The sequence below is a fragment of the Vibrio sp. HM8-C genome, assembly GCF_058630515.1.
In genome coordinates this window covers 64434-84450 of sequence record NZ_JBMMKS010000011.1, presented here as the reverse complement: position 1 = coordinate 84450, position 20017 = coordinate 64434, and the positions used below count along the sequence as shown (strand labels likewise).

Annotated in this window: 24 protein-coding genes and 1 other RNA gene; 12 read left to right on the top strand and 13 right to left on the bottom strand. The window is 43.2% G+C overall.

The annotated features are described in order from the left end of the window. The first annotated feature begins 250 nt into the window (after positions 1 to 250). The 5 genes from ACOSVQ_RS13650 to ACOSVQ_RS13630 all read left to right on the top strand — a co-directional run bounded on the left by ACOSVQ_RS13650 (position 251) and on the right by ACOSVQ_RS13630 (position 3179). Complete coding sequence (locus ACOSVQ_RS13650; protein WP_491983077.1) at positions 251 to 655, top strand: hypothetical protein; 405 nt, start codon at positions 251 to 253, stop codon at positions 653 to 655. Positions 656 to 667: 12 nt separating this feature from the next. After that, positions 668 to 1066 carry a hypothetical protein gene (locus tag ACOSVQ_RS13645; protein ID WP_491983076.1) on the top strand — a complete coding sequence of 133 codons (399 nt, stop codon included), beginning with the start codon at positions 668 to 670 and terminating at the stop codon, positions 1064 to 1066. Between the two features lie 4 nt (positions 1067 to 1070). Beyond that, entirely contained in the window at positions 1071 to 1247 is a 177-nt protein-coding gene (locus ACOSVQ_RS13640) for a hypothetical protein (RefSeq protein ID WP_491983075.1), read from the top strand. Then, the gene (locus tag ACOSVQ_RS13635; RefSeq protein WP_491983074.1) at positions 1240 to 1794 is read left to right on the top strand and encodes a helix-turn-helix domain-containing protein; all 555 of its coding nucleotides are present in this window, start codon (positions 1240 to 1242) and stop codon (positions 1792 to 1794) included. Before ACOSVQ_RS13640 ends, ACOSVQ_RS13635 begins: the two co-directional genes overlap by 8 nt. A gap of 71 nt (positions 1795 to 1865) precedes the next feature. Next, positions 1866 to 3179 (top strand): hypothetical protein, encoded by a 1314-nt coding sequence (locus ACOSVQ_RS13630; protein WP_491983073.1) that lies wholly within the window; start codon positions 1866 to 1868, stop codon positions 3177 to 3179. 10 nt (positions 3180 to 3189) lie between these two features. Here ACOSVQ_RS13630 and ACOSVQ_RS13625 read toward each other — a convergent pair whose 3' ends face one another. From ACOSVQ_RS13625 to rsmI, 5 genes are all read right to left on the bottom strand, one after another. Next, positions 3190 to 3669, bottom strand: coding sequence for a hypothetical protein (locus tag ACOSVQ_RS13625; RefSeq protein WP_491983072.1), 480 nt, complete (start codon positions 3667 to 3669; stop codon positions 3190 to 3192). Between the two features lie 231 nt (positions 3670 to 3900). Continuing rightward, positions 3901 to 5214 (bottom strand): site-specific integrase, encoded by a 1314-nt coding sequence (locus tag ACOSVQ_RS13620; RefSeq protein WP_491983071.1) that lies wholly within the window; start codon positions 5212 to 5214, stop codon positions 3901 to 3903. A 12-nt stretch (positions 5215 to 5226) separates the two neighbouring features. Further along, positions 5227 to 5421 (bottom strand): DUF6538 domain-containing protein, encoded by a 195-nt coding sequence (locus ACOSVQ_RS13615; RefSeq protein WP_491983149.1) that lies wholly within the window; start codon positions 5419 to 5421, stop codon positions 5227 to 5229. Positions 5422 to 5471: 50 nt separating this feature from the next. After that, positions 5472 to 5901: RNase P RNA component class A (gene rnpB / locus ACOSVQ_RS13610), an RNA gene on the bottom strand. A gap of 91 nt (positions 5902 to 5992) precedes the next feature. Beyond that, positions 5993 to 6856: a 16S rRNA (cytidine(1402)-2'-O)-methyltransferase gene (gene rsmI, locus ACOSVQ_RS13605; protein ID WP_491983070.1), complete on the bottom strand. Its 864-nt coding sequence runs from the start codon at positions 6854 to 6856 to the stop codon at positions 5993 to 5995. Between the two features lie 70 nt (positions 6857 to 6926). Here rsmI and ACOSVQ_RS13600 point away from each other — a divergent pair, with 70 nt between their 5' ends. From ACOSVQ_RS13600 to ACOSVQ_RS13585, 4 genes are read left to right on the top strand one after another with little or no spacing between them, the layout of a single operon-like run. Then, a complete protein-coding gene (locus ACOSVQ_RS13600; protein ID WP_491983148.1) occupies positions 6927 to 8747 on the top strand; it encodes a penicillin-binding protein activator in 1821 nt (606 codons plus the stop codon). Then, on the top strand, positions 8719 to 9090 hold the full coding sequence (locus tag ACOSVQ_RS13595) for a YraN family protein (protein WP_491983069.1): 372 nt from the start codon (positions 8719 to 8721) through the stop codon (positions 9088 to 9090). Before ACOSVQ_RS13600 ends, ACOSVQ_RS13595 begins: the two co-directional genes overlap by 29 nt. Before the next feature lie 3 nt (positions 9091 to 9093). Next, positions 9094 to 9684, top strand: a complete 591-nt coding sequence (locus ACOSVQ_RS13590) for a phosphoheptose isomerase (RefSeq protein ID WP_491983068.1) — start codon at positions 9094 to 9096, stop codon at positions 9682 to 9684. Positions 9685 to 9700: 16 nt separating this feature from the next. After that, positions 9701 to 10273, top strand: a complete 573-nt coding sequence (locus tag ACOSVQ_RS13585) for a BON domain-containing protein (RefSeq protein WP_491983067.1) — start codon at positions 9701 to 9703, stop codon at positions 10271 to 10273. A gap of 58 nt (positions 10274 to 10331) precedes the next feature. On the opposite strand, the gene sspB is transcribed toward ACOSVQ_RS13585, so the two are convergent. The 8 genes from sspB to zapE form a co-directional block, all read right to left on the bottom strand. Further along, complete coding sequence (gene sspB, locus ACOSVQ_RS13580; RefSeq protein WP_491983147.1) at positions 10332 to 10769, bottom strand: ClpXP protease specificity-enhancing factor; 438 nt, start codon at positions 10767 to 10769, stop codon at positions 10332 to 10334. A gap of 48 nt (positions 10770 to 10817) precedes the next feature. Continuing rightward, positions 10818 to 11453 carry a stringent starvation protein SspA gene (gene sspA, locus ACOSVQ_RS13575; RefSeq protein ID WP_491983066.1) on the bottom strand — a complete coding sequence of 212 codons (636 nt, stop codon included), beginning with the start codon at positions 11451 to 11453 and terminating at the stop codon, positions 10818 to 10820. A gap of 99 nt (positions 11454 to 11552) precedes the next feature. Beyond that, positions 11553 to 12290 (bottom strand): cytochrome c1, encoded by a 738-nt coding sequence (locus tag ACOSVQ_RS13570; RefSeq protein WP_491983065.1) that lies wholly within the window; start codon positions 12288 to 12290, stop codon positions 11553 to 11555. Further along, positions 12287 to 13552 (bottom strand): cytochrome b, encoded by a 1266-nt coding sequence (locus ACOSVQ_RS13565; RefSeq protein WP_165312237.1) that lies wholly within the window; start codon positions 13550 to 13552, stop codon positions 12287 to 12289. The genes ACOSVQ_RS13570 and ACOSVQ_RS13565 overlap by 4 nt, the downstream gene beginning before the upstream one ends. Further along, positions 13552 to 14145 (bottom strand): ubiquinol-cytochrome c reductase iron-sulfur subunit, encoded by a 594-nt coding sequence (gene petA / locus ACOSVQ_RS13560; RefSeq protein WP_491983064.1) that lies wholly within the window; start codon positions 14143 to 14145, stop codon positions 13552 to 13554. The genes ACOSVQ_RS13565 and petA overlap by 1 nt, the downstream gene beginning before the upstream one ends. A gap of 331 nt (positions 14146 to 14476) precedes the next feature. Further along, on the bottom strand, positions 14477 to 14869 hold the full coding sequence (gene rpsI, locus ACOSVQ_RS13555) for a 30S ribosomal protein S9 (protein WP_042480501.1): 393 nt from the start codon (positions 14867 to 14869) through the stop codon (positions 14477 to 14479). A gap of 15 nt (positions 14870 to 14884) precedes the next feature. After that, positions 14885 to 15313 carry a 50S ribosomal protein L13 gene (rplM, locus tag ACOSVQ_RS13550; protein WP_165312239.1) on the bottom strand — a complete coding sequence of 143 codons (429 nt, stop codon included), beginning with the start codon at positions 15311 to 15313 and terminating at the stop codon, positions 14885 to 14887. Positions 15314 to 15525: 212 nt separating this feature from the next. Further along, a complete protein-coding gene (gene zapE / locus ACOSVQ_RS13545; protein ID WP_491983063.1) occupies positions 15526 to 16629 on the bottom strand; it encodes a cell division protein ZapE in 1104 nt (367 codons plus the stop codon). A 151-nt stretch (positions 16630 to 16780) separates the two neighbouring features. Here zapE and zapG point away from each other — a divergent pair, with 151 nt between their 5' ends. The 3 genes from zapG to degS all read left to right on the top strand — a co-directional run bounded on the left by zapG (position 16781) and on the right by degS (position 19981). Further along, positions 16781 to 17221 carry a Z-ring associated protein ZapG gene (gene zapG / locus ACOSVQ_RS13540; protein ID WP_491983062.1) on the top strand — a complete coding sequence of 147 codons (441 nt, stop codon included), beginning with the start codon at positions 16781 to 16783 and terminating at the stop codon, positions 17219 to 17221. A 142-nt stretch (positions 17222 to 17363) separates the two neighbouring features. Next, complete coding sequence (locus tag ACOSVQ_RS13535) at positions 17364 to 18731, top strand: Do family serine endopeptidase (protein ID WP_491983146.1); 1368 nt, start codon at positions 17364 to 17366, stop codon at positions 18729 to 18731. A gap of 188 nt (positions 18732 to 18919) precedes the next feature. Next, positions 18920 to 19981: an outer membrane-stress sensor serine endopeptidase DegS gene (degS, locus tag ACOSVQ_RS13530; RefSeq protein WP_491983061.1), complete on the top strand. Its 1062-nt coding sequence runs from the start codon at positions 18920 to 18922 to the stop codon at positions 19979 to 19981. Positions 19982 to 20017 lie beyond the last annotated feature (36 nt).

The following is a 20017-nucleotide window of genomic DNA, read 5'->3' as shown; positions in this document are numbered from 1 at the left end:
TTGCATCCCGGCTTTTGATTTCTATAATTCACCGATTTTAGTGAGTTATATTTATCAACGCTTTCAATGATAGTAATCACTAACCATTTGCATTGACAGCATAGGCGAAAGCTGGCAAGTTATGCCTTAAATATCCCCGTTTGTGTATTAATAGAGCCGCTCCGTAATTAGAGTCATGCCACGTCACTTAGAATAGAAACACCACCCAAAAAATATTAAGTCCGGAGCACTCTGAGTTACAGGAGACAATATGTCTAAAAGAATGGCTGACTATCGAGCAGAACTGATAGAAATCATCCTCAATGATGAAGACTTAAACCTAAGCGCTCAAGCCGCTCATGATAACGTGAAACAAATGAGCGACCGCGTTGTGTTTGAGCTTCTTAATATCGAACCTGATGCCGTAGCAATGCAAGCAGCAGAGGGCGAACGCCTAGCAGCTCAAGAAGAGCAAAACCGTATTTCCACCGCTAACCAACACCACGAACGTTTGAGTAAATTATCCGGTGTGGCTCGGCTCGCTGCGATCATGGATATGGAGCAGAACAGCGATTTAAGCAGCCTTTTGCCTACATCAGAACGAGACCGCCTAGATTCTGGCGAGTTGACCGGGTGCAACCGTATAGCTGCAACCCTTAATCAAATGAAAGCGTGAGGTGTATAAACGATGATTCATTCACAGCAACTAAAAGAGATTTTAACTAACGTACGCAACCACATCGAAAGCGGAGACAGCGCGGCAGCACTAACGCACCTTGAAATAGCTGATATGTACGCAGAGCACCATAAATTCAATGACTGGCGAATAACACCTGCAATCCAACACATAGCAAGCAGACTAGGCATCACCGAGCCACAAGCTATAGAAGAAGTTTTATATTATGGCTTTTATGAAGCAGGTCGAATCGTTGCCGGGAGCGGCTTTGATATTCTGAATCAGATGATGAAGCAAAGAAAAGTAGAAACTATTCAGATGATGATGCCCTATTTCGGTGTACGCAAAATGAATGCCCAAGAAGAAAGTGCAGCAATTGACCGTATCAATATCGAAAAACGCAGGGGGTAACATTATGGCAAGTAAACGCTTCAGCTTATCAGGCACTGTTCTTGCCGAAGTTCAAGCACTAGCGAAAGCCGGAGCCATGACAGAAGCAGAATTAGTTACAAGGCTTGTCGAAGTTGGGCTTGGACGTCTCCAACTACGAATCAACCAAAAAGCAATAGACGAAAGAAAAGCTCATGGCTAAACGCATCACTCCTAAGCAAAAAGCAGAGGTGATCGCACTACTAGAAGCCGGGTATAGCAAAAGCGCTGCCGCCCGGCAATCAGGGATATCTCTTTCAACGGTAAAACGAATCTCTAGCGATCCTACAATAAAGCCCGGAAAGAACCATGCTCATATGGTACAAGTAGCTCGGGAATCATTACAGACGGCTTTATCAAGTGATTTCGCTCGACATCAACTAGCGTCATTAGTTGTTGATGATCTCGCAATGGCGGCAAGTCTGCGCGAGAATGTTAGCTCATTACTTGAAGCCGTTGACGGTTTGGAAGTGCGAAACCTCAAAGAAGCCGGAGCAAAGGCTCGAACACTTGCAGCAATTGCAACAGCCAATAAGCTAAACACGGACAACCTACGTCAAGTGATAGCCCTAGCAGCTCCACAAATGACCGTAGAGGAAGACTTGCCAGTGTTGGAAGTGCGCGAAATGCTACCGGAAGAGATTGCAGCCATTAGAGACGAGCAGCAATCAGAGGCTAAAGCTATGGGACTGGTAGAGAGAGACACATAAAGCAGACGAAAAAAAACAGCGCGCCAACGCTGTTTTTCTTATTTGTACCACTGTTAAGAAGTACCTTATGCATGAAAGATTCTAACATTAAAGCCACCGATGGCGCATCTGTTTCGCAGAAAAAAATCCGCTCATCCACTAGTAAAGTGGGGGGTGATATTTCCGAAAAACAGAAATCTGAGACTCTTCGTTTAGCCCTTGCTAGGTCTACGCGAGAGGCAATAGATAAGAAAAACTGCTTAATCGGTAGTAGCACTATAGATCCAACCATCACTAAAAAGGGTATACACCCTAACAGTGAGATTCATTTTAAGAACTGGAAGAAAGCAGACAGATATCAGAAAGGCTTGGTCTACGGTCTGCGGATTTTACTGAATGCCGAAATTTCTAAAAGTGATGATGTAGTTCTGCCCTTCACTGTTCACACGTTGCCAGAGAACAAAGCGTTTTATGATGCAACAGATACAGAACTAGCCAACAACTTTAGAGACCATCTCAAGAAAGGACTACGGACAGAGCTACACATCTCAGAGCCTGAGTTCTTCTTCATTATCACAGGTAAGGGCGACAAACGGCACATACACGGTTGTATGCGCGTCCATTCCTCTCATTATGATGATGAACAGCTAGCAGCAACCAAACAGGTACACTACGTATTAAAACGCGCCTGTGGGCTAACTGACAGGCTACGAGACAACATCGCTAGCCAATACAATTCAAACCGTGGGTTGTATAAGTTTGCGATCGCCTCTCCTAATCCAAACGGTAAGAGCCGATTTGACAAACAAGGAAAAGAACAAGCAAACCCTCACCGTCCCTATGGTCATATGGTTTACATCGACACACCATCTACAGCCGGATTCATGCAAGGCAATTGGATGCACTACATCCTGAGTGAACGCAATCAATCAAACAAGATTTACAGCACGCAGACGCTAAAGGGACAGAGTGAAGAGCTAAACGGTAGATTGCATGATGCGCTTAAGGAACTGCGCTCATGTAGCGACTGGACAGATAACAAGCCAAAGTTTTACCAGATAACTGATGCATGGGCTGAAGTGCTGAGAGACTACATGAAATCATCAAGGAAAGAGCAAGAGTACACTGCGGAAGACATGCCAAAAACCACCAGCCTAAGCGATTGTGAGGGCGATATAGATAAAAGAGCATCAACGCTAGAAATAAATCGTTTCTCTTCACCACGTCCGGCTGAGGGCGATTGTGAGGGCATGGATAACACAACCTCACAATCAAAAGTCCTAGAAAAAACGGGCTTACCTAGAGGTGACAAAGAAGAAGCCCGTGACGCAATTTTGAAAATTGGCTCACGTAAGTTGAAAGATATCTTAGATAGTCATAACCGAAACAAACTTAAGCACTCATAGAGCCTTACAACTAATTTATTTCTTTTTGAATATCAGAAGCCAAATAATCTAAACATGGATCAATAACGTCCTTGGCAAAATTTTCTGCTCTCATAAACAGTCCTTCCATCTGATAGACATATTTATACTGTGCGCCATACCCTTTATCATTGATGGTGTAAACAGGGTTGCAGTCTATATTGAAGCTGTTGTCCATATCTGCATCAACAGTCATAGGAAAAGCCAAAAGTCGAATACTGACCGGAACCGAAGATTCAATCTTAGAAGCCAGATGATACCCGAAGTCATTGCCTATACTGTGGGGCTTAACGAACGTGGCAGAGGTGGGATAGTCCATTGTCATTTCGATTCGATTACGTAAGTGATCGATATCAACGCTGATATTTGGATTACGAACAGCTTCGCTGTAGTAAACAGGTTGAACGGGAATAGCACAGCCTGTCATCATAGCGCCTAAACTGAATACTGCTAACATACGGTTTTTATTCATTTTTCTCTCCTTTGGGCGCATTAGAACAGAACTCGGTTACGCATTAATAGATCCAGTTCACTGTTTACATACTGTGATTAAAATCCTCCCTAGAGCTAGTTATGAGCCGTCTTTGACCTGCCAGACATGAACAGAAATAATTGAATCAAATAGGATGATGACTGCATTCACTTGAAGCATGTATAAGAGGTATCAACAGTGGCGAGACTGTATAAGGTTGTTGTCAAAATTCTACCAATCAACACTCTCTATTACTCTTGAAAGAGCCAACAAAGGAAAATCATCAATGTACTTTTTGGTGATACCAATAGCATTTAACTCATGTCCTACTACTCGCTGAACAACTTCGGTTTTATGCTGTTGATTAGAAACTGCATTCTGAATAAATGTACCACGTAGACTGTGGAAGGAATGACGCTTACCTGTTTCTACGTGAATCTTAGGGATGCCTAGCTCCTCCATGCATTCACGGAAGTAGTTCGTGACATTGTCAGCTTTTGCGAAGCTTTTAAATACGGGACGACGCTTTGTAACATTATCAGAATTGCGGCAAGCGAACTCTTGCACATAATTTAATATTCCAAGCTTAATCAACTGGCTATGTATTGGAATTCTTCTCGTAGCCGCTGTTGTCTTACCCTCTTCAACAAACACATAATGAAGACCTGTGCCCTCTTCCGAATCAACTTTGAATGCGGAAACGTCAAGCCCCATCAGATCGCCTTTTCTAGCACCTGAATATAGAGCAAATAAAATCAACCAACAGTAATCAACCGATTTTTGATACTTGTCTATGTTCCCTTTCGACTTAGCTTGAGAAAGGTTGGTTTGGTTCTGGTGTAATTTTCGAGTGACTAGATCACGAATTTCTCGCGCTTGGTGAGGGGTAAAAGGCTTAAACGATTGAGATTCAAAAGTAGGCTTTAACCCCTCGGTTGGTGACGAAACAAGAATTCCCTCTTGTTTAACAAGGAAAGTAGACAACAGCTTGTGCCAGTCCGTATAGATTAGGTGAACAACCTTAGAGCTGATCATGTCATCCTCTGGTGTTTCTCCTTTCTTTGCATATTCGGCTCGCTCGGCAGCGCTCATTTTGTTATATGGGCTTTTATTACCAAGGGGTAAATCAACGGCGGTTTCAAGTGCTGCTTCAATATCCTTTTTCTCAATAGACGAAACTGTTTTATCCCCAACCAGTGCCAATAGGTAATCAAAAGAGTTGCGAGTTTGTCTGCTAATTTCGGGACTCATACCCGGAGCTTTTGCTCCTTTTGCCGTCCTGACTTCGAGCCATTCAAAGCAACGCTCTATGGCTTCCGAAAGTAGTATAGAAGGTTGTTCAGTTGAATCGCTCAAGGAAGCCGAGGTATTTCGTGCTTTAACTTCTTCTAGTCTAATCGCATATTCAGGATCATATAACTTAGGATTTTGCTCACGAAACTTCCTAGCTTCTAATCGATCAGCTTCGTCATCTCCAGAGTCCCAAGTTTGAGTACCGAAAATTGTTGAGTGGGTAATTAGATCTTGTTGAATATTCTTACTCATGCAATACGCCTTCTAATCGCTAAACTGCTCGATTAATGATTTAACCATGCGAGCGGCTTTGCTAGCGGATCGAGTTTGTAAGCTGATACGAATAACGGAAGGATAAGGAAAGTTATTACGAATAACTTTAGGGACACGATAGCAAAAATAATATACGCCGTTTCGTTGATAGGTATATCTTAGCTTTTGTTTCTCATTTTGTTGCACAGTCTGTAACACAGCGGTCTCGCTTAGCTGCGAGACCGTGCATTACAAAGGTTTGGAGCCAACGTATAAGCCGGGTTCTGTTCCGCTTGCGCGGCAGTAGCCATTCGTCTAGGCCAGCAATCACTCACTGGCTCAAGCAACCTACCCGCCTCCTTACGCGAGCAACGCAATGTGGAGGCCTATTTGGTCTTGCTCCGGGTGGAGTTTACCTTGCTACGAACTGTTGCCAGTCGCACGGTGCGCTCTTACCGCACCCTTTCACCCTTACCTGATCCCTTACGGGCCATCGGCGGTCTTCTCTCTGCTGCACTTGTCGTAGGCTTGCGCCCCCCAGGCGTTACCTGGCACCCTGCTCTATGGAGCCCGGACTTTCCTCCCCTTTGTCAGTCTCCCGAAGGACGTCAACGTCAGTCTCCCAAAGGACTTCAACGCCAGTCTCCCGAAGGACATCAACAAAGCAGCGACTACCCAGTCAACTCCGAGCGCGAATTCTATAGATAAGTCAACTCACTGTCTAGAAAGAATGCCCATCGCAAGGCAATTAACGCTCAGGTGCTTAAAATCCAGACGATTATTCCAGATTCTCTAATCCCCACTTATACAGTGCATTTTTCTTCAAGTTATAAATTTCGGCAGCAAGTGCTGCCGCTTTTTTAAGCGGCAACTCTTTGGTCAGAATAGCTAGTGTACGTAATGCTTCGTCAGGCAGCTCTTCGTCAGCCTGTTCTCTGTGTCCATGAATCAATAAAACCATTTCCCCGCGTTTGCGGTTTTCGTCTTCTTCAATCCAATCGATCAGCTCTCCAAGTGGCATACCTTGAATCGTTTCGAAGGTTTTCGTCAGTTCGCGAGCCAGCACTACTTCACGTTCTGGACCTAATACCGAGAGCATATCTTGCAGTGACTCTGTAATACGATGCGGAGATTCGTAAAAAATACAGGTACGTTCAACCTTCGCAATTTCCATAAACTTATCTTTGCGACCTTTACTTTTGGCAGGCAAAAAGCCTTCAAAACTGAAGCGGTCAGACGGAAGACCAGAGGCACTTAACGCTGTAATGACGGCACACGCACCAGGAAGTGGCACAACTTTAACCCCAGCCTGACGACATTGCGTTACCAAATGGTATCCTGGATCACTAATAAGTGGTGTACCCGCATCTGAAACTAACGCAATTGATTCACCAGCTAACAATTTCTCAACTAATACTTGAGCTTTTTGTTGTTCGTTGTGATCATGCAAAGCGAAGGTTTTGGTTTGGATATTAAAGTGGGAAAGCAATTTGCCTGTGTGGCGAGTATCTTCTGCTGCGATAACATCAACACTTGAAAGCACGTCTAAGGCGCGCTGGGTAATATCCCCTAAATTGCCTATCGGAGTAGGAACAATGTATAAAGTTGGGACCTCTGCCGGCAAGGTTTTGTTATCTGTCATTTGTTTACCATCACTTCAACGATTAATATAGAGACAATTTCACTCGGGATAATGAAAAGAACTCATGGCTATAAATAACCATCAGAGAATTAGTGTACCACGCTTAATCGCTCCAGTTGCATTAGCAATCACGTTAGCAGCTTGTTCGTCTAAACCTTCAGCACCTCAATATGTTGATATCACAGGTGAACCTAACCAGCCGACGCAAAATTATCTTATGAAAGCTGATAGTAGTCAGGGTAGCTTACAGAATGATTGGTTGATTATGGCAATGAAAGCTGCCATTGCGAGTAACAACACCGAGCAAGCTCAACTGCTTATTTATAGACTCTCAAAACAAAGTCTTAGTGAAGTACAGCAAGCTGAATGGCAGATGGGCAGAGCTCAATTGGCAATGAACGCCGAACAATATACGCAAGCTCTGAACCAACTGAATTTTAATGCTCAATGGGCTTTAGCTGACTCTCAATGGATTCAATATCATCAGATGAGAGCAGATATTTTTACGGCCTTAGATCGTCCATTTGATTCAAGCCGAGAGCTGTCTGCACTTTATGTCCTAATTCCAACGGCTCAAGAAGAGGCGATTTCTGACCAAATCTGGGCTAATTTGCAGCGCTATTCTGGTCAAACAATCACACAACTAACGACTATGCCGGAAGAAGAGATTTTAGACGGTTGGCTTCAGTTAGCTGTCTACGTTAAGACTTTCGGAAACGATGTCCCACAGTTGAAAAATACGCTTGAGAAGTGGCTGGCAGATAATGCAAATCACCCAGCTGCAAAATACACACCGAAAACAATCACAGACATTTTAGAACTCACTATCATTCAACCTGTGAACACAGCACTGTTACTTCCGCTGACTGGAAAATTTGATAAGCAGGCTCAACTGATTCGTGATGGTTTCATCATGGCAATGATGAATGATGAAAAGCGTGAAGATAGCGCAACACTGACGATTATCGACACAAACGCTGAATCGGTTGATGCGATAAAAACCAAAATTAAAGAGAAGAAAATCGACTTTATCGTTGGCCCTTTAATTAAAGAGAACATTGCACAGATGCAGCAAGAGCATAGAACTGAAGGTCATACGCTCCCAAGTCTTGCACTAAATATTCCTGACGAGTTGATTGAAGGCACTGACATCTGTTACCTAGCGCTCTCCCCTGAACAAGAAGTTGCACAAGCGGCTAAGCACTTAGCGGCTCAAGGTGTTCAATATCCACTCATCCTTGCACCTCAAAGCAGCTATGGTGAGCGTGTTGTTGAAGCGTTCAACGAAGAATGGCGTAAATACAGTCAAAATAAAGTAGCGGTGAACCTGTTTGGCGATAAACGCCAGCTTCAACGCAACATCAACAACGTTTTTGGTCTGCAAGAAAGCCAACAAAACATTGCTCAAATGGAAGGCTTATTGAATATCAAACTCGAAAGCCAACCTCGTAGCCGACGTGATATTGATGCGGTCTACATCGTAGCAAGTAGTGATGAGCTGACTCTGATTAAACCATTCATCGAAGTCGCGATTAACCCAGACACTCGTCCACCGAAACTATACTCAAACTCTAAGAGCAATGGTGGTGGCCGTCAGTACGAAGACCTCACGGGCGTTAGCTACAGTGACATACCATTGCTTATCCATCCTCAGCCTGAAATCGCTGAGCAGATAGAACGTTTGTGGCCTAAGAATTCGAATGCTGAGCGCCGCTTACAAGCATTGGGAATGGATGCTTATCGTCTTATGGTTGAACTTCCACAGATGAAAACCGTCGAAGGTTATACAATCGAAGGTCAAACGGGTGTGTTAAGCATTGATGAACAATGCGTAGTTCAACGTGAAATTAGTTGGGCCGAACATGGCACTACTCCTGAGCAAGCGCAGTAAAGGACAACATTTTGAGCAAGTGGCGACGCAGTTCTTACGTCGCCAAGGTTTATCGCTTATTGATAAAAACTTTCTCGCTCGCGGGGGAGAGTTAGACCTAATAATGAAAGATGGCGAAACCACAGTCTTTGTCGAAGTGAAATACCGAAACAACCAAACATTCGGTCACGCAGCTGAGACCGTGACTCGGCAAAAACAGCTTCGCTTGATCAAAGCTGCAAATTGGTGGATGCTCAAACAAGGTTTAAACGCAGACTCAACAGATTTTAGATTTGATGTGGTCGCTATTCACAATGACGGCGCCCATGTTGAGTGGATAAAAAACGCAATTACCGAAGGATAATCAATGCTCGAAAGCATTAAAGACAGTTTTACTGAAAGTATTCAGATACAAATCGCAGCGGCAGAAGCTCTGCCAGACGCCATTCTGCATGGTTCACAAGCAATGGTAGCAAGTCTACTCAACGGCAATAAGATTCTTTGTTGTGGTAACGGTGGCTCATCTTCAAATGCTCAGCAGTTTGTCTCCTGTTTACTTAACCGTTTTGAAACTGAGCGTCCTAGCTTGCCTGCAATGGCATTAACCGCAGACATTACCACCCTAACAGCGGTTGCCAACGACTACCACTATCAAGAAGTATTCTCCAAACAGGTTCGTGCATTCGGTCAACCAGGCGACATTCTGCTCGCTATATCTACCAGTGGTAACAGCAAAAACATCATCAAAGCGATGGAAGCAGCTGTGACTCGCGATATGACCATCATTGCTCTTACAGGTAAAGATGGTGGCGAAATGGCTGGGTTGTTGGGTGAAAATGATGTTGAAATCCGAATTCCATCACACCGCACAGCACGTATTCATGAAGTACATATGCTGACACTCCATTGTCTGTGTGATTTGGTTGATCAGGTTTTATTCCCATCTCACGAAGAATAAAAGTAGAAGGTTTGTTATGAAGTCTTTCCGCCTAACTTTACTATTGAGTGCAGCACTGAGTTTGTCTGGTTGCGCTGGATTATTTATCGCTGGTGCAGCGACGACTGCAAACTTGGTGACAGATCCTCGTACTACGCAACAAATTTGGAATGACAACCAAATTGAGTTTGAAGTGGCAGGTCTTGGTAATAAAGCACCTTACAGAGGTGCTGCACGATTCATTGCAAGCTCTTATCAAGGTACAGTAGTTATTCTAGGCCAAGCTAGAAATGCAGAATTACTCGACCAATTTATTGCTCAAGCCCAAAAAGTCAAAGGTGTAAAAGAATTACACAATCAGGTCAAGATTGCAGAGCCTTTATCTGTAAGTGCAATCAGTAATGACAGTTGGATCACCACAAAAGTTAAATCTGCTTTGATTGCCGACTCAGACCTAAACGGGACAAAAATTAAAGTAATTACAGAAGCGAAAGAAGTGTATTTATTTGGCTATGTATCTCGTGAACATGCAGATAAAGCCACAGATATTGCTCGTAATATTTCTGGTGTAAAACAGGTTATTCGCGCCTTTGAATATGGGAATGAATAAAGCTTAATTACCAGTATTCCAAAAAGAAAAAGCAGCTCAATGAGCTGCTTTTTTATTTCTATTTCACGACACGTAAACTAGGTTTTCCCTTCGGACGAGGAGGAGGCTCATCATCTGATGTGCTATCTTCGAACGAAGTTTCACTTTCAAAGTTTTCGTCTGCTATATCTTCCATAATCATATCTGAATCGAGCTCTTGCTCATAAGCAGGCTCAGGGTCAAACATGGTTCCTGCACCGTTCTCACGCGCATAAATCGCTTGTACGGCATACAACGGAACAACAACAACCTGCGGTCGACCACCAAAGCGAGCATTGAAAGTAACTTCATCGTTACCAAGCTCTAAGTTGCCAACAGCACGAGGTGCCACATTAAGGATGATTTGCCCATCTTGCACATATTCCATCGGAACACGGACACCACGCATAGTTGCGTCTACAACAAGATGAGGCGTTAAATCGTTTTCTAGCAACCAATCATAGAATGCTCGAAGCATATATGGTCGGCGAGGTGTCATTTGATCAATATCCATCAAATACAACCATTAACGAGCAAGACGCATCTCGCGTTCTGCTTCAGTTAGTGAAGCTAGGAATGAATCACGTTCAAATACGCGGTTCATATAAACTTTTAGCTCTTTAGAACCAGGACCAACTAACTCAATACCTAGTACAGGTAAACGCCATAATAGCGGTGCTAAGTAACAGTCGATTAGGCTGAATTCTTCGCTCATGAAGTATTCAAATTCTGCAAACACTGGACCTAGAGTTAGTAAATCATTGCGCAATTTATTACGTGCAGATTCTGCTTCTTCAGCTTTACCTTTTACGATTTTTTCAGCAAGAGAATACCAGTTTCTTTCGATACGATAGATCATCAGACGGCTATTACCACGAGCTACCGGATAAACAGGCATTAGTGGTGGATGCGGAAAACGCTCATCAAGGTATTCCATGATGATTTTTGAATCATAAAGCGCAAGCTCACGATCGACTAAAGTAGGTACCGTTTTGTATGGGTTAAGCTCAATTAGATCAGCTGGTAGGTTATCTTCATCAACCAACTCAACCTCAACACTGACACCTTTTTCAGCCAGCACAATACGAACCTGATGGCTATACATATCAGATGCACTTGAAAATAGAGTCATCACAGAACGTTTATTGGCAGCTACAGCCATGGAGCCCTCCAGCACACTTACACAGATACAAAAAACAATGGAGGCTAAGCCCCCATTGCAGAATTAAATACTAGGATTTAGCGCGGTATGATAGCACAATTAGTGCACATCACGCCAATATTCTTTCTTAAGTGCTACCACGACGATAGTTAACACCAATAAGAATGCAAATACCCACCAACCCATTGCTTGACGTTCCAGCTTCACTGGTTCAGCCGAGTATTCAAGGAAGTTAACCAAATCAAGCACCGCTTGATCAAATTCACCTGAGCTTAGCTCACCGTTACCTTGGGTTTTGGTTCCGACGATCACTTGAATTTCTTTACCATCAACTTCATGTGTATCGAAGATTGGTTCAGGAGTACCTTGAAGCTCTTCAAGCACATGTGGCATACCTACACTTGGGAAAACAATGTTGTTTACACCAAATGGACGACTTGGATCTGCATAGAATGAACGCAAATAGGTATACAACCAGTCTGTGCCACGAACGCGAGCAACCAGTGTTAGATCTGGTGGTGGAGCACCAAACCACTTCGCAGCTGATTTATCAGGGATCGCATTTTCCATCAAAGAACCAATTTTTGTCTGTGGATCAAAAATCAGATTCTCTTTCATTAAATCAGCTGGAATGCCTAAATCCGTCGCAACACGTTCATAACGTTGATATTGCGTAGAGTGACATCCAAAACAGTAGTTCATGAATAACTTAGCACCACGTTGTAGAGATGCTTGATCAGTTAAATCATTCTCCGCTTTATCTAAATGCACGTTACCGCCTGCTGCCATCACCATTGATGGCAACATTGCAAATAAAATTACAATCCACTTTTTCATTTGAATGTGACCCTCTTTGGTAATGGCTTGGTTGCTTCATTTTTGCTGTAGAAGAACAACAAGACGAAGAACATGAAGTAACCCAAACTAAAGATTCGAGCTAGTAAGGTATAGGTTGGCGTTGCTGGTAGCGCACCAAGAATACCCAAAGCAATAAAACAAATAGTGAATTGAATAATGTTGATTAAATGCAACTTACTACGGTAACGGTAAGAGCGAACTTTACAACGATCCAACCATGGCAACAGGAACAACACCACAATTGATGCACCCATTGCAATAACACCGATTAGCTTGTCTGGAACCGCACGTAGAATCGCGTAGAACGGAGTAAAGTACCAAACAGGAGCAATATGCTCAGGTGTTTTCAGTGGGTTTGCAGCTTCAAAGTTAGGCGGCTCAAGGAAATAACCACCCATTTCTGGGTTGAAGAACAATACATAGCTAAACAAGAACAAGAAGCCAGCTACACCAACCAAATCTTTTACCGTTCCATATGGGTGGAATGGGATAGAGTCGATAATGTCGTATTTCTTCGAGTAGTAATCATGGAACTTGAACTGTGATTGGTAATCGTCTCCCATACTACCTTTAGGTAGTTTAGTTTCGATACCATCTGGGTTGTTTGAACCCACTTCATGCAGAGCAAGAATGTGCAGTACGATCAACAAAAGCAACACGATTGGTAACGCGATCACGTGCAGTGCGAAGAAACGGTTCAGCGTCGCACCAGAGATTACGTAGTCACCACGAATCCAAAGTGTTAAATCATCACCGATAACAGGAATTGCACCAAACAGTGAAATGATTACCTGCGCGCCCCAGTAAGACATTTGTCCCCAAGGTAGCAAGTAACCCATGAACGCTTCCGCCATCAGCACTAAGAAAATTAGCATGCCGAACAACCAAAGAAGTTCACGAGGCTTTTGGTATGAACCGTAAATCAGACCACGGAACATATGCAGATACACAACAACGAAGAATGCAGATGCGCCAGTTGAGTGCATGTAACGAAGCAACCAACCAAACTCCACATCACGCATGATGTATTCAACAGAAGCGAACGCGCCTTCACCTGAAGGGACATAGTTCATTGTTAACCAGATACCAGTTAGGATCTGGTTAACTAGCACCAACATCGCCAAGGAACCAAAAAGGTACCAAAAGTTGAAGTTCTTTGGCATTGGATATTCAGAAAGGTGCTTTTTATAAGCGTTCATCGCGGGTAGACGTTTTTCTACCCAATCAAGTAGAGCTTGCATTATGCCTCCCCTGTTTCATCGAGACCGATGACAATTCTTGTATCACTTAAATACATATGCTTCGGAATAACCAGGTTCAGTGGTGCAGGAACGCCCTGGAATACTCGTCCAGCCATGTCAAACTTAGAACCATGACAAGGACAGAAGAAACCCGATTTCACACCTTGTACTTGCTCACTGAAAGAATCCGGCAAATAACTTGGCGAACAACCTAAGTGAGTACAAATACCAACAGCGATGAAATATTCAGGTTTAATTGAGCGATAAGTGTTTTGAGCGTAACCCGGTTGTTGCTCTTCACCAGAGTTCGGATCACGCAGTTGATTATCGTGCTCTTTAAGAGCATCAACGATAGCTTGAGCACGACGAACAACCCATACAGGTTTTCCACGCCACTCAACACGAACCATTTGCCCTTCTTCGAGTTTGCTTATATCAACCTCGACAGGGGCGCCGGCCGCTTTTGCTTTCGCGCTTGGGTTCCACGATTTTATAAAAGGTACAGCAACTGCCGCCGCTCCTAAACCACCGACAACTGCCGTTGTCGCTGTTAAGAAACGTCTGCGACTGTTGTTCAAAGGCGCATTGCTCATCCAGACATTCTCCCATTTGCTCCTTGTGGATTGCTGTTATTCCGCTTAAGAGCATGGCTAACAAAATACTAATTTAGTTGTATTTATTTGACGGCAAATGATAAATAAAACCCTACTTTTTGACAAGATAAAGCTACCTTTTCGTAACATTCGTGAAGCAAACCCTAAGTTGCGTCACAAAAGGGAGTAAGGGCGGAAAAGTTTGCGAAGTGATTATTGCGAAATGAAATTTTTCTAGAGCTAAAAAACAAAAAGCCCGGCATAAGCCGAGCTTTTTTTGTCCACAATCCAGTAATAACTGGACAAACGAACCTCTTTCGGTGAAGAAAGATTAACGTTTAGAGAACTGTGGACGACGACGTGCTTTACGTAGACCAACTTTCTTACGTTCAACGCAACGAGCGTCACGAGTAACGTAGCCAGCCGCACGTAGTGCAGGACGTAGTGATTCATCGTATTCCATAAGAGCGCGAGTGATACCGTGACGGATAGCACCTGCTTGACCAGAAATACCACCACCTTTAACAGTGATGTATAGATCTAGTTTCTCTACCATCTCAACTAGCTCTAGAGGTTGTTTAACAACCATGCGAGAAGTTGGACGACCGAAGTACTCATCAAGGCTACGCTTGTTGATTACGATGTTGCCGCTGCCTGGTTTGATAAAAACACGTGCAGCTGAGCTTTTGCGACGGCCAGTGCCGTAGTATTGATTCTCTGCCATTTCCGAAATCCCCAATTAGATGTCTAGTACTTTAGGTTGTTGAGCAACATGGTTGTGCTCAGCGCCTGCGTAAACTTTAAGCTTACGGTACATAGCACGGCCTAGAGGACCTTTTGGAAGCATACCTTTAACCGCTAGCTCAAGTACCATCTCAGGCTTACGCTCGATCAGCTTCTCGAAGCTGAAAGATTTTAGGCCACCTGGGAATTCAGTGTGACGGTGGTACATTTTGTCTTTAGCTTTGTTACCAGTTACAGCAACTTTCTCCGCGTTAACAACGATGATGTAATCACCAGTGTCTACGTGTGGAGTGTATTCAGCTTTGTGTTTGCCACGTAGGCGAGATGCAATTTCACTTGCTAGACGGCCAAGAGTTTTACCTTCTGCGTCTACAACATACCAGTCGCGTTTTACAGTTTCTGGTTTAGCAACGAATGTTTTCATGCTAATAATAACCCGTTAATTAAAATTTACACTTAAAGGAGCATATTGCTCCCACTGTCTAAGAGCCCAGACAACACCCCTTCGAGTGGGTGGTACTCCCGGTCTAAAAAGACCTGCAGTAACGGTGGGTCGCAGGATTATAAAGAAGAGTGAAGGAAAAATCACCTCTTTTTATACAAAAAAGTAATTTTTCCTTATCAATACAGAAAGGCTTACGCTAAGTGTTCCTGAGCCAAATAATCATGGCTTTGCATCTCGATTAAACGCGACTGACAACGCTTGAATTCAAACTCTAACTGCCCGTGCGTATAAAGCTCCTCTAAAGGAACTTCAGCAGAAATAATGAGTTTTACATTGCGCTCATAAAATTCGTCGACCAAAGCAATAAAACGTCGCGCAGCATCATCAATAGATCGATCCATCTGCTTAACGTCAGCGAGTAACACCGTGTGATAGAGCTTGGACAACTCTATATAATCATTTTGGCTACGAGCAGTCTGGCAAAGCTGCTCAAATGAAGCATAAAGCAAACCGTCGTTCGCTTCTATGACATCAATCGTTCGATGATTCACTTCTATTTGATGTTGTTTCGGCTTTTCACTACCCACCAATTGCCCGTAATACTTATTGAGATTCTCGGAAGCTTTAGCATCGAGAGGATAATGATAGATTTCTGCTTGTTGTAGTGTTCTTAAACGATAATCTACGCCACTATCAACATTCAAAATATGACAGTGCTTTTCGATTAAGGCGATTGCAGGTAGGAAACGAGCACGTTGTAATCCATTACGGTAAAGGTCTTGTGGCGGAATATTCGAGGTAGCAACTAAAACAACTCCACGATGAAATAGAGCTTGGAATAACGTACCTAAAATCATTGCATCAGTAATATCCGAGACAAAGAATTCATCAAAACAGATAATGACTGCTTCTTTACTGAATTTATCTGCAACAATCTCAAGTGGGTCACTGACATCATCAAGCAGCTTTAATTCATCATGTACTCGGTACATAAAGCGATGAAAATGCACTCGCATTTTCTTATCGGTAGGCAAAGCATCAAAAAACGTATCCATCAGATAAGTTTTACCTCTCCCTACTCCCCCCCAAAAATACAATCCTTTAGGCAGCTGTGGTTTTTCTTCTTTTTTCCCTAACAGTTTTTGCCAGCGAGATGGTTTGACCACTGGAGTATTGAGGTAATCAATTAACTGATGATAAAGCTCATCTAGGGCATTTACAGCCATAGCTTGTGCTTCATCTTGTTGAAAATCCGATCGTTTTAAATCTTGTTCGTATCGTTGCTTCGGAGTCATGACTATCTGCTCAAAGAAAGAGGGGAAGAAACTGCAATGTAGAGCACATGCTTTTTGCTTTATCCATTCGGGCAGTCATAGTACCATGAGACAAGCGCATGTGTAACCAATTGGTGAAAAACATGTTAAATAACAACAATAAGGAGCTGTTATGCCTTGGATTTATGCCATTGTTGGATTGTTAGTCGGCCTTGTAGCTGGCGTTGTGATTTCTCGTTTAACCACGCCTCAATATAAGGCTCAAAAATCCTTACAAAAAGATTTAGACAGCACAAAGTATGCACTTGAACAACAACGTCAAGAACTCGCAGATCATTTTGCCCAAACGGCCGAGATGCTTGACACACTTGGTAAAGACTACACGAAGCTGTATCAGCATATGTCGAAGACCTCTAGCGAGTTACTTCCAAACTTGCCTGAACAAGACAACCCATTTGTTAAGCAAATTGCTCAACAAAAAGTAGAGAGCACTTCAGATGAAGCTCTTGAAGAACAACCTAAAGATTACGCTTTAGGTGCAACTGGACTACTAAAAACTGAAGAGAAAGCGATTCTACGCTCTTCTGAAGTTATCGATGTCAAAGCGAGTTAATTGATACTCATATTGATAACAGTTAATCTCCAATGAACTTTGCAAAGGTTTTTGAGTCATAACTCTCACTGAGTCTGTTGAAGTTTGATATTTAGCACAAATATTAATCACGACCAGATAATTATCTATGAGGAGTTTCATGATGAAAAAACCTTTGCTTGCTTTAACGGTTCTATCCTTAAGCTTAAGTTCTATCATTGCACCAATGCCGGCTACTGCGGCACTGCCTTTAACTGTGAATGGAGAGCAAATGCCGAGCTTGGCACCTATGCTCGAAACAGTAACACCGGCAGTGGTAAGCATTGCAGTAGAAGGTACTCAAGTCTCTCGACAAAGAGTTCCAGAGCAATTCCGATTCTTCTTTGGTCCTGACTTCCCCGTTGAACAGATGCAAGAGCGTCCATTCAGAGCTCTAGGCTCGGGCGTTATCATTGACGCGGGTAAAGGTTATGTCGTCACCAACTATCACGTTATTAATAATGCAGAGAAAATCCGCGTTAAACTTCATGATGGACGTGAACTCAATGCGGAGCTAGTTGGCGGCGATGAGATGTCTGATATTGCGCTACTAAAATTGGAAAAAGCTGAAAACCTAACGCAAATTAAGATTGCAGATTCAGATCAACTTCGAGTCGGCGATTTCGCTGTAGCAATCGGTAACCCATTTGGTCTTGGTCAGACCGTCACTTCAGGTATTGTTTCCGCACTAGGTAGAAGTGGTTTAAATATTGAAAACTTCGAGAACTTTATTCAAACAGATGCTGCGATTAACAGTGGCAACTCTGGCGGCGCATTAGTAAACCTAAATGGTGAACTTATCGGTATCAACACCGCTATTCTTGGCCCTAATGGCGGAAACGTGGGAATTGGTTTCTCAATCCCTTCTAACATGATGAAAAACCTAACCAGCCAAATTCTTGAATTTGGCGAAGTTAAACGCGGCATGTTAGGCGTTCAAGGTGGTGAAGTCACTTCTGAGCTTGCTGAAGCTATGGGGTATTCTTCAACTAAAGGCGCGTTCGTTAGCCAAGTAGTTCCAGATAGTGCAGCAGATAAAGCTGGACTTAAAGCAGGTGATATCGTTGTTTCCGTTAACGGTAAGAAAATAGAAACCTTCTCAGAGCTACGAGCGAAAGTCGCAACGCTAGGAGCAGGCAAAACAGTTAAACTGGGTGTCATTCGTGAGGGTAAAGAGAAAACCTACGAAGTCACACTGGGTGAAGCAACCAATACCAAAACCAAAGCAGACAAACTGCATCATGGATTACAAGGTGCTGAGTTAAGCAACACCACATCAACTGACACAATTGAAGGTGTCAAAGTGACTAGCGTTGCTAAAGACTCTCCAGCGGAAAGTTACCAGCTTCAAACCGATGACATCATTATTGGAGTAAACAGACAACGTGTGAAAAATATCGCCGATTTACGAGCAATTATGGATAAAAATCCAAGCATTCTTGCTCTTAATATTCAACGTGGCGACCGCACTATCTATCTAGTCGTTCGATAAGCTTAAAGCCAACATACAACAATAGCTGATGTTCTGATTAAGCTAATAAAGAGGACCACAATTGCATGTGGTCCTTTTGTTATTTGTCTAGGTAATGCTATTCTTCGTGTTTATAAAACTCACCCAAACTTCTTGGGATACAACTATTTAAAACTCACTCAATTGGCTTGGCTACTTCTGGGGAATTTATGCTAAAAGTTTTACTTCGTTCTGTTGTTATTGGCTTGGTTACTGCTGCAATTATCGTCGCCGCCATGCCATCTTTACGTGAAAACATTATTCCAAAACGAAGCAATACGCCTGCCGACATTACCTCCTTACAAATAACTTTTAATGGGGCAGTCAGTAAAGCTGCACCAGCTGTCGTCAACATCTATAGCCGTAAATATACCGAGAATGATCGCAGCAAGCTTTCTACCCAAGGACTAGGTTCAGGAGTGATCGTGAGTGAAAAAGGCTACATCATCACTAACTATCACGTGGTTGCACAAGCCGATCAAATAATCGTGGCACTGCAAGATGGACGCGTAGCCGCAGCTCAATTAGTTGGTAAAGATAGAAGAACAGACATCGCCATTTTACGAGTTGAAGGTAGCAACCTTCCTGTTATTCCTTTAAACCCGAAATATCAGGCTAAAGTAGGCGATGTTGTATTAGCGATAGGTAACCCTTACAACCTCGGTCAAACAACGACATTTGGCATTATTTCGGCAACAGGGCGTTCATCAATCAGCGCCGATGGTCGCCAAGCATTTATTCAGACCGATGCGGCTATCAATGAAGGCAACTCTGGTGGTGCATTGGTCAATACTCAAGGAGAGCTAGTGGGGATTAACACGGCCTCTTTCCAACAAGCAACGGATCTAGAAACATACGGTATTTCATTTGCTATACCCTACTCCCTAGCTAACACAATCATGGAAAAGATCATTGCTGATGGCCGAGTGATTCGCGGTTATATAGGTGTCGACGGGCAAGACATTAACTCTGTGACCTCCCGTTTATTAGGCAGTGAACACATTGGCGGTATTGTTATTTTGGCCGTAGATCCAAATGGTCCGGCAGCGAAAGCTGGATTTGAACCTCGAGATATTATTTTAAAGATCGACGAGCATAAAATTAACGGTCGCCAAAGCGTGATGGATATTGTCACCAACTTAAGACCTGGAACCGTAGCCAACTTTACTTTATTGCGTAAAGGCGAGGAAATCACCGTACCTGTAACTATTTCAGAAGACACTCGCGAATAACTAAACGGAACCAATCAAAGTAGATCTACGATAGTT

What these genes read in the sequence shown, in the direction of transcription:
- ACOSVQ_RS13650 (WP_491983077.1), top strand. Translation starts at nt 251, where the DNA reads ATGTCTAAAAGAATGGCTGACTATCGAGCAGAACTGATAGAAATCATC.
- ACOSVQ_RS13645 (WP_491983076.1), top strand. Translation starts at nt 668, where the DNA reads ATGATTCATTCACAGCAACTAAAAGAGATTTTAACTAACGTACGCAAC.
- ACOSVQ_RS13640 (WP_491983075.1), top strand. Translation starts at nt 1,071, where the DNA reads ATGGCAAGTAAACGCTTCAGCTTATCAGGCACTGTTCTTGCCGAAGTT.
- ACOSVQ_RS13635 (WP_491983074.1), top strand. Translation starts at nt 1,240, where the DNA reads ATGGCTAAACGCATCACTCCTAAGCAAAAAGCAGAGGTGATCGCACTA.
- ACOSVQ_RS13630 (WP_491983073.1), top strand. Translation starts at nt 1,866, where the DNA reads ATGAAAGATTCTAACATTAAAGCCACCGATGGCGCATCTGTTTCGCAG.
- ACOSVQ_RS13625 (WP_491983072.1), bottom strand. Translation starts at nt 3,669, where the DNA reads ATGAATAAAAACCGTATGTTAGCAGTATTCAGTTTAGGCGCTATGATG.
- ACOSVQ_RS13620 (WP_491983071.1), bottom strand. Translation starts at nt 5,214, where the DNA reads ATGAGTAAGAATATTCAACAAGATCTAATTACCCACTCAACAATTTTC.
- rsmI (WP_491983070.1), bottom strand. Translation starts at nt 6,856, where the DNA reads ATGACAGATAACAAAACCTTGCCGGCAGAGGTCCCAACTTTATACATT.
- ACOSVQ_RS13595 (WP_491983069.1), top strand. Translation starts at nt 8,719, where the DNA reads ATGGCACTACTCCTGAGCAAGCGCAGTAAAGGACAACATTTTGAGCAA.
- ACOSVQ_RS13590 (WP_491983068.1), top strand. Translation starts at nt 9,094, where the DNA reads ATGCTCGAAAGCATTAAAGACAGTTTTACTGAAAGTATTCAGATACAA.
- ACOSVQ_RS13585 (WP_491983067.1), top strand. Translation starts at nt 9,701, where the DNA reads ATGAAGTCTTTCCGCCTAACTTTACTATTGAGTGCAGCACTGAGTTTG.
- sspB (WP_491983147.1), bottom strand. Translation starts at nt 10,769, where the DNA reads ATGCTTCGAGCATTCTATGATTGGTTGCTAGAAAACGATTTAACGCCT.
- sspA (WP_491983066.1), bottom strand. Translation starts at nt 11,453, where the DNA reads ATGGCTGTAGCTGCCAATAAACGTTCTGTGATGACTCTATTTTCAAGT.
- ACOSVQ_RS13570 (WP_491983065.1), bottom strand. Translation starts at nt 12,290, where the DNA reads ATGAAAAAGTGGATTGTAATTTTATTTGCAATGTTGCCATCAATGGTG.
- ACOSVQ_RS13565 (WP_165312237.1), bottom strand. Translation starts at nt 13,552, where the DNA reads ATGCAAGCTCTACTTGATTGGGTAGAAAAACGTCTACCCGCGATGAAC.
- petA (WP_491983064.1), bottom strand. Translation starts at nt 14,145, where the DNA reads ATGAGCAATGCGCCTTTGAACAACAGTCGCAGACGTTTCTTAACAGCG.
- rpsI (WP_042480501.1), bottom strand. Translation starts at nt 14,869, where the DNA reads ATGGCAGAGAATCAATACTACGGCACTGGCCGTCGCAAAAGCTCAGCT.
- rplM (WP_165312239.1), bottom strand. Translation starts at nt 15,313, where the DNA reads ATGAAAACATTCGTTGCTAAACCAGAAACTGTAAAACGCGACTGGTAT.
- zapE (WP_491983063.1), bottom strand. Translation starts at nt 16,629, where the DNA reads ATGACTCCGAAGCAACGATACGAACAAGATTTAAAACGATCGGATTTT.
- zapG (WP_491983062.1), top strand. Translation starts at nt 16,781, where the DNA reads ATGCCTTGGATTTATGCCATTGTTGGATTGTTAGTCGGCCTTGTAGCT.
- ACOSVQ_RS13535 (WP_491983146.1), top strand. Translation starts at nt 17,364, where the DNA reads ATGAAAAAACCTTTGCTTGCTTTAACGGTTCTATCCTTAAGCTTAAGT.
- degS (WP_491983061.1), top strand. Translation starts at nt 18,920, where the DNA reads ATGCTAAAAGTTTTACTTCGTTCTGTTGTTATTGGCTTGGTTACTGCT.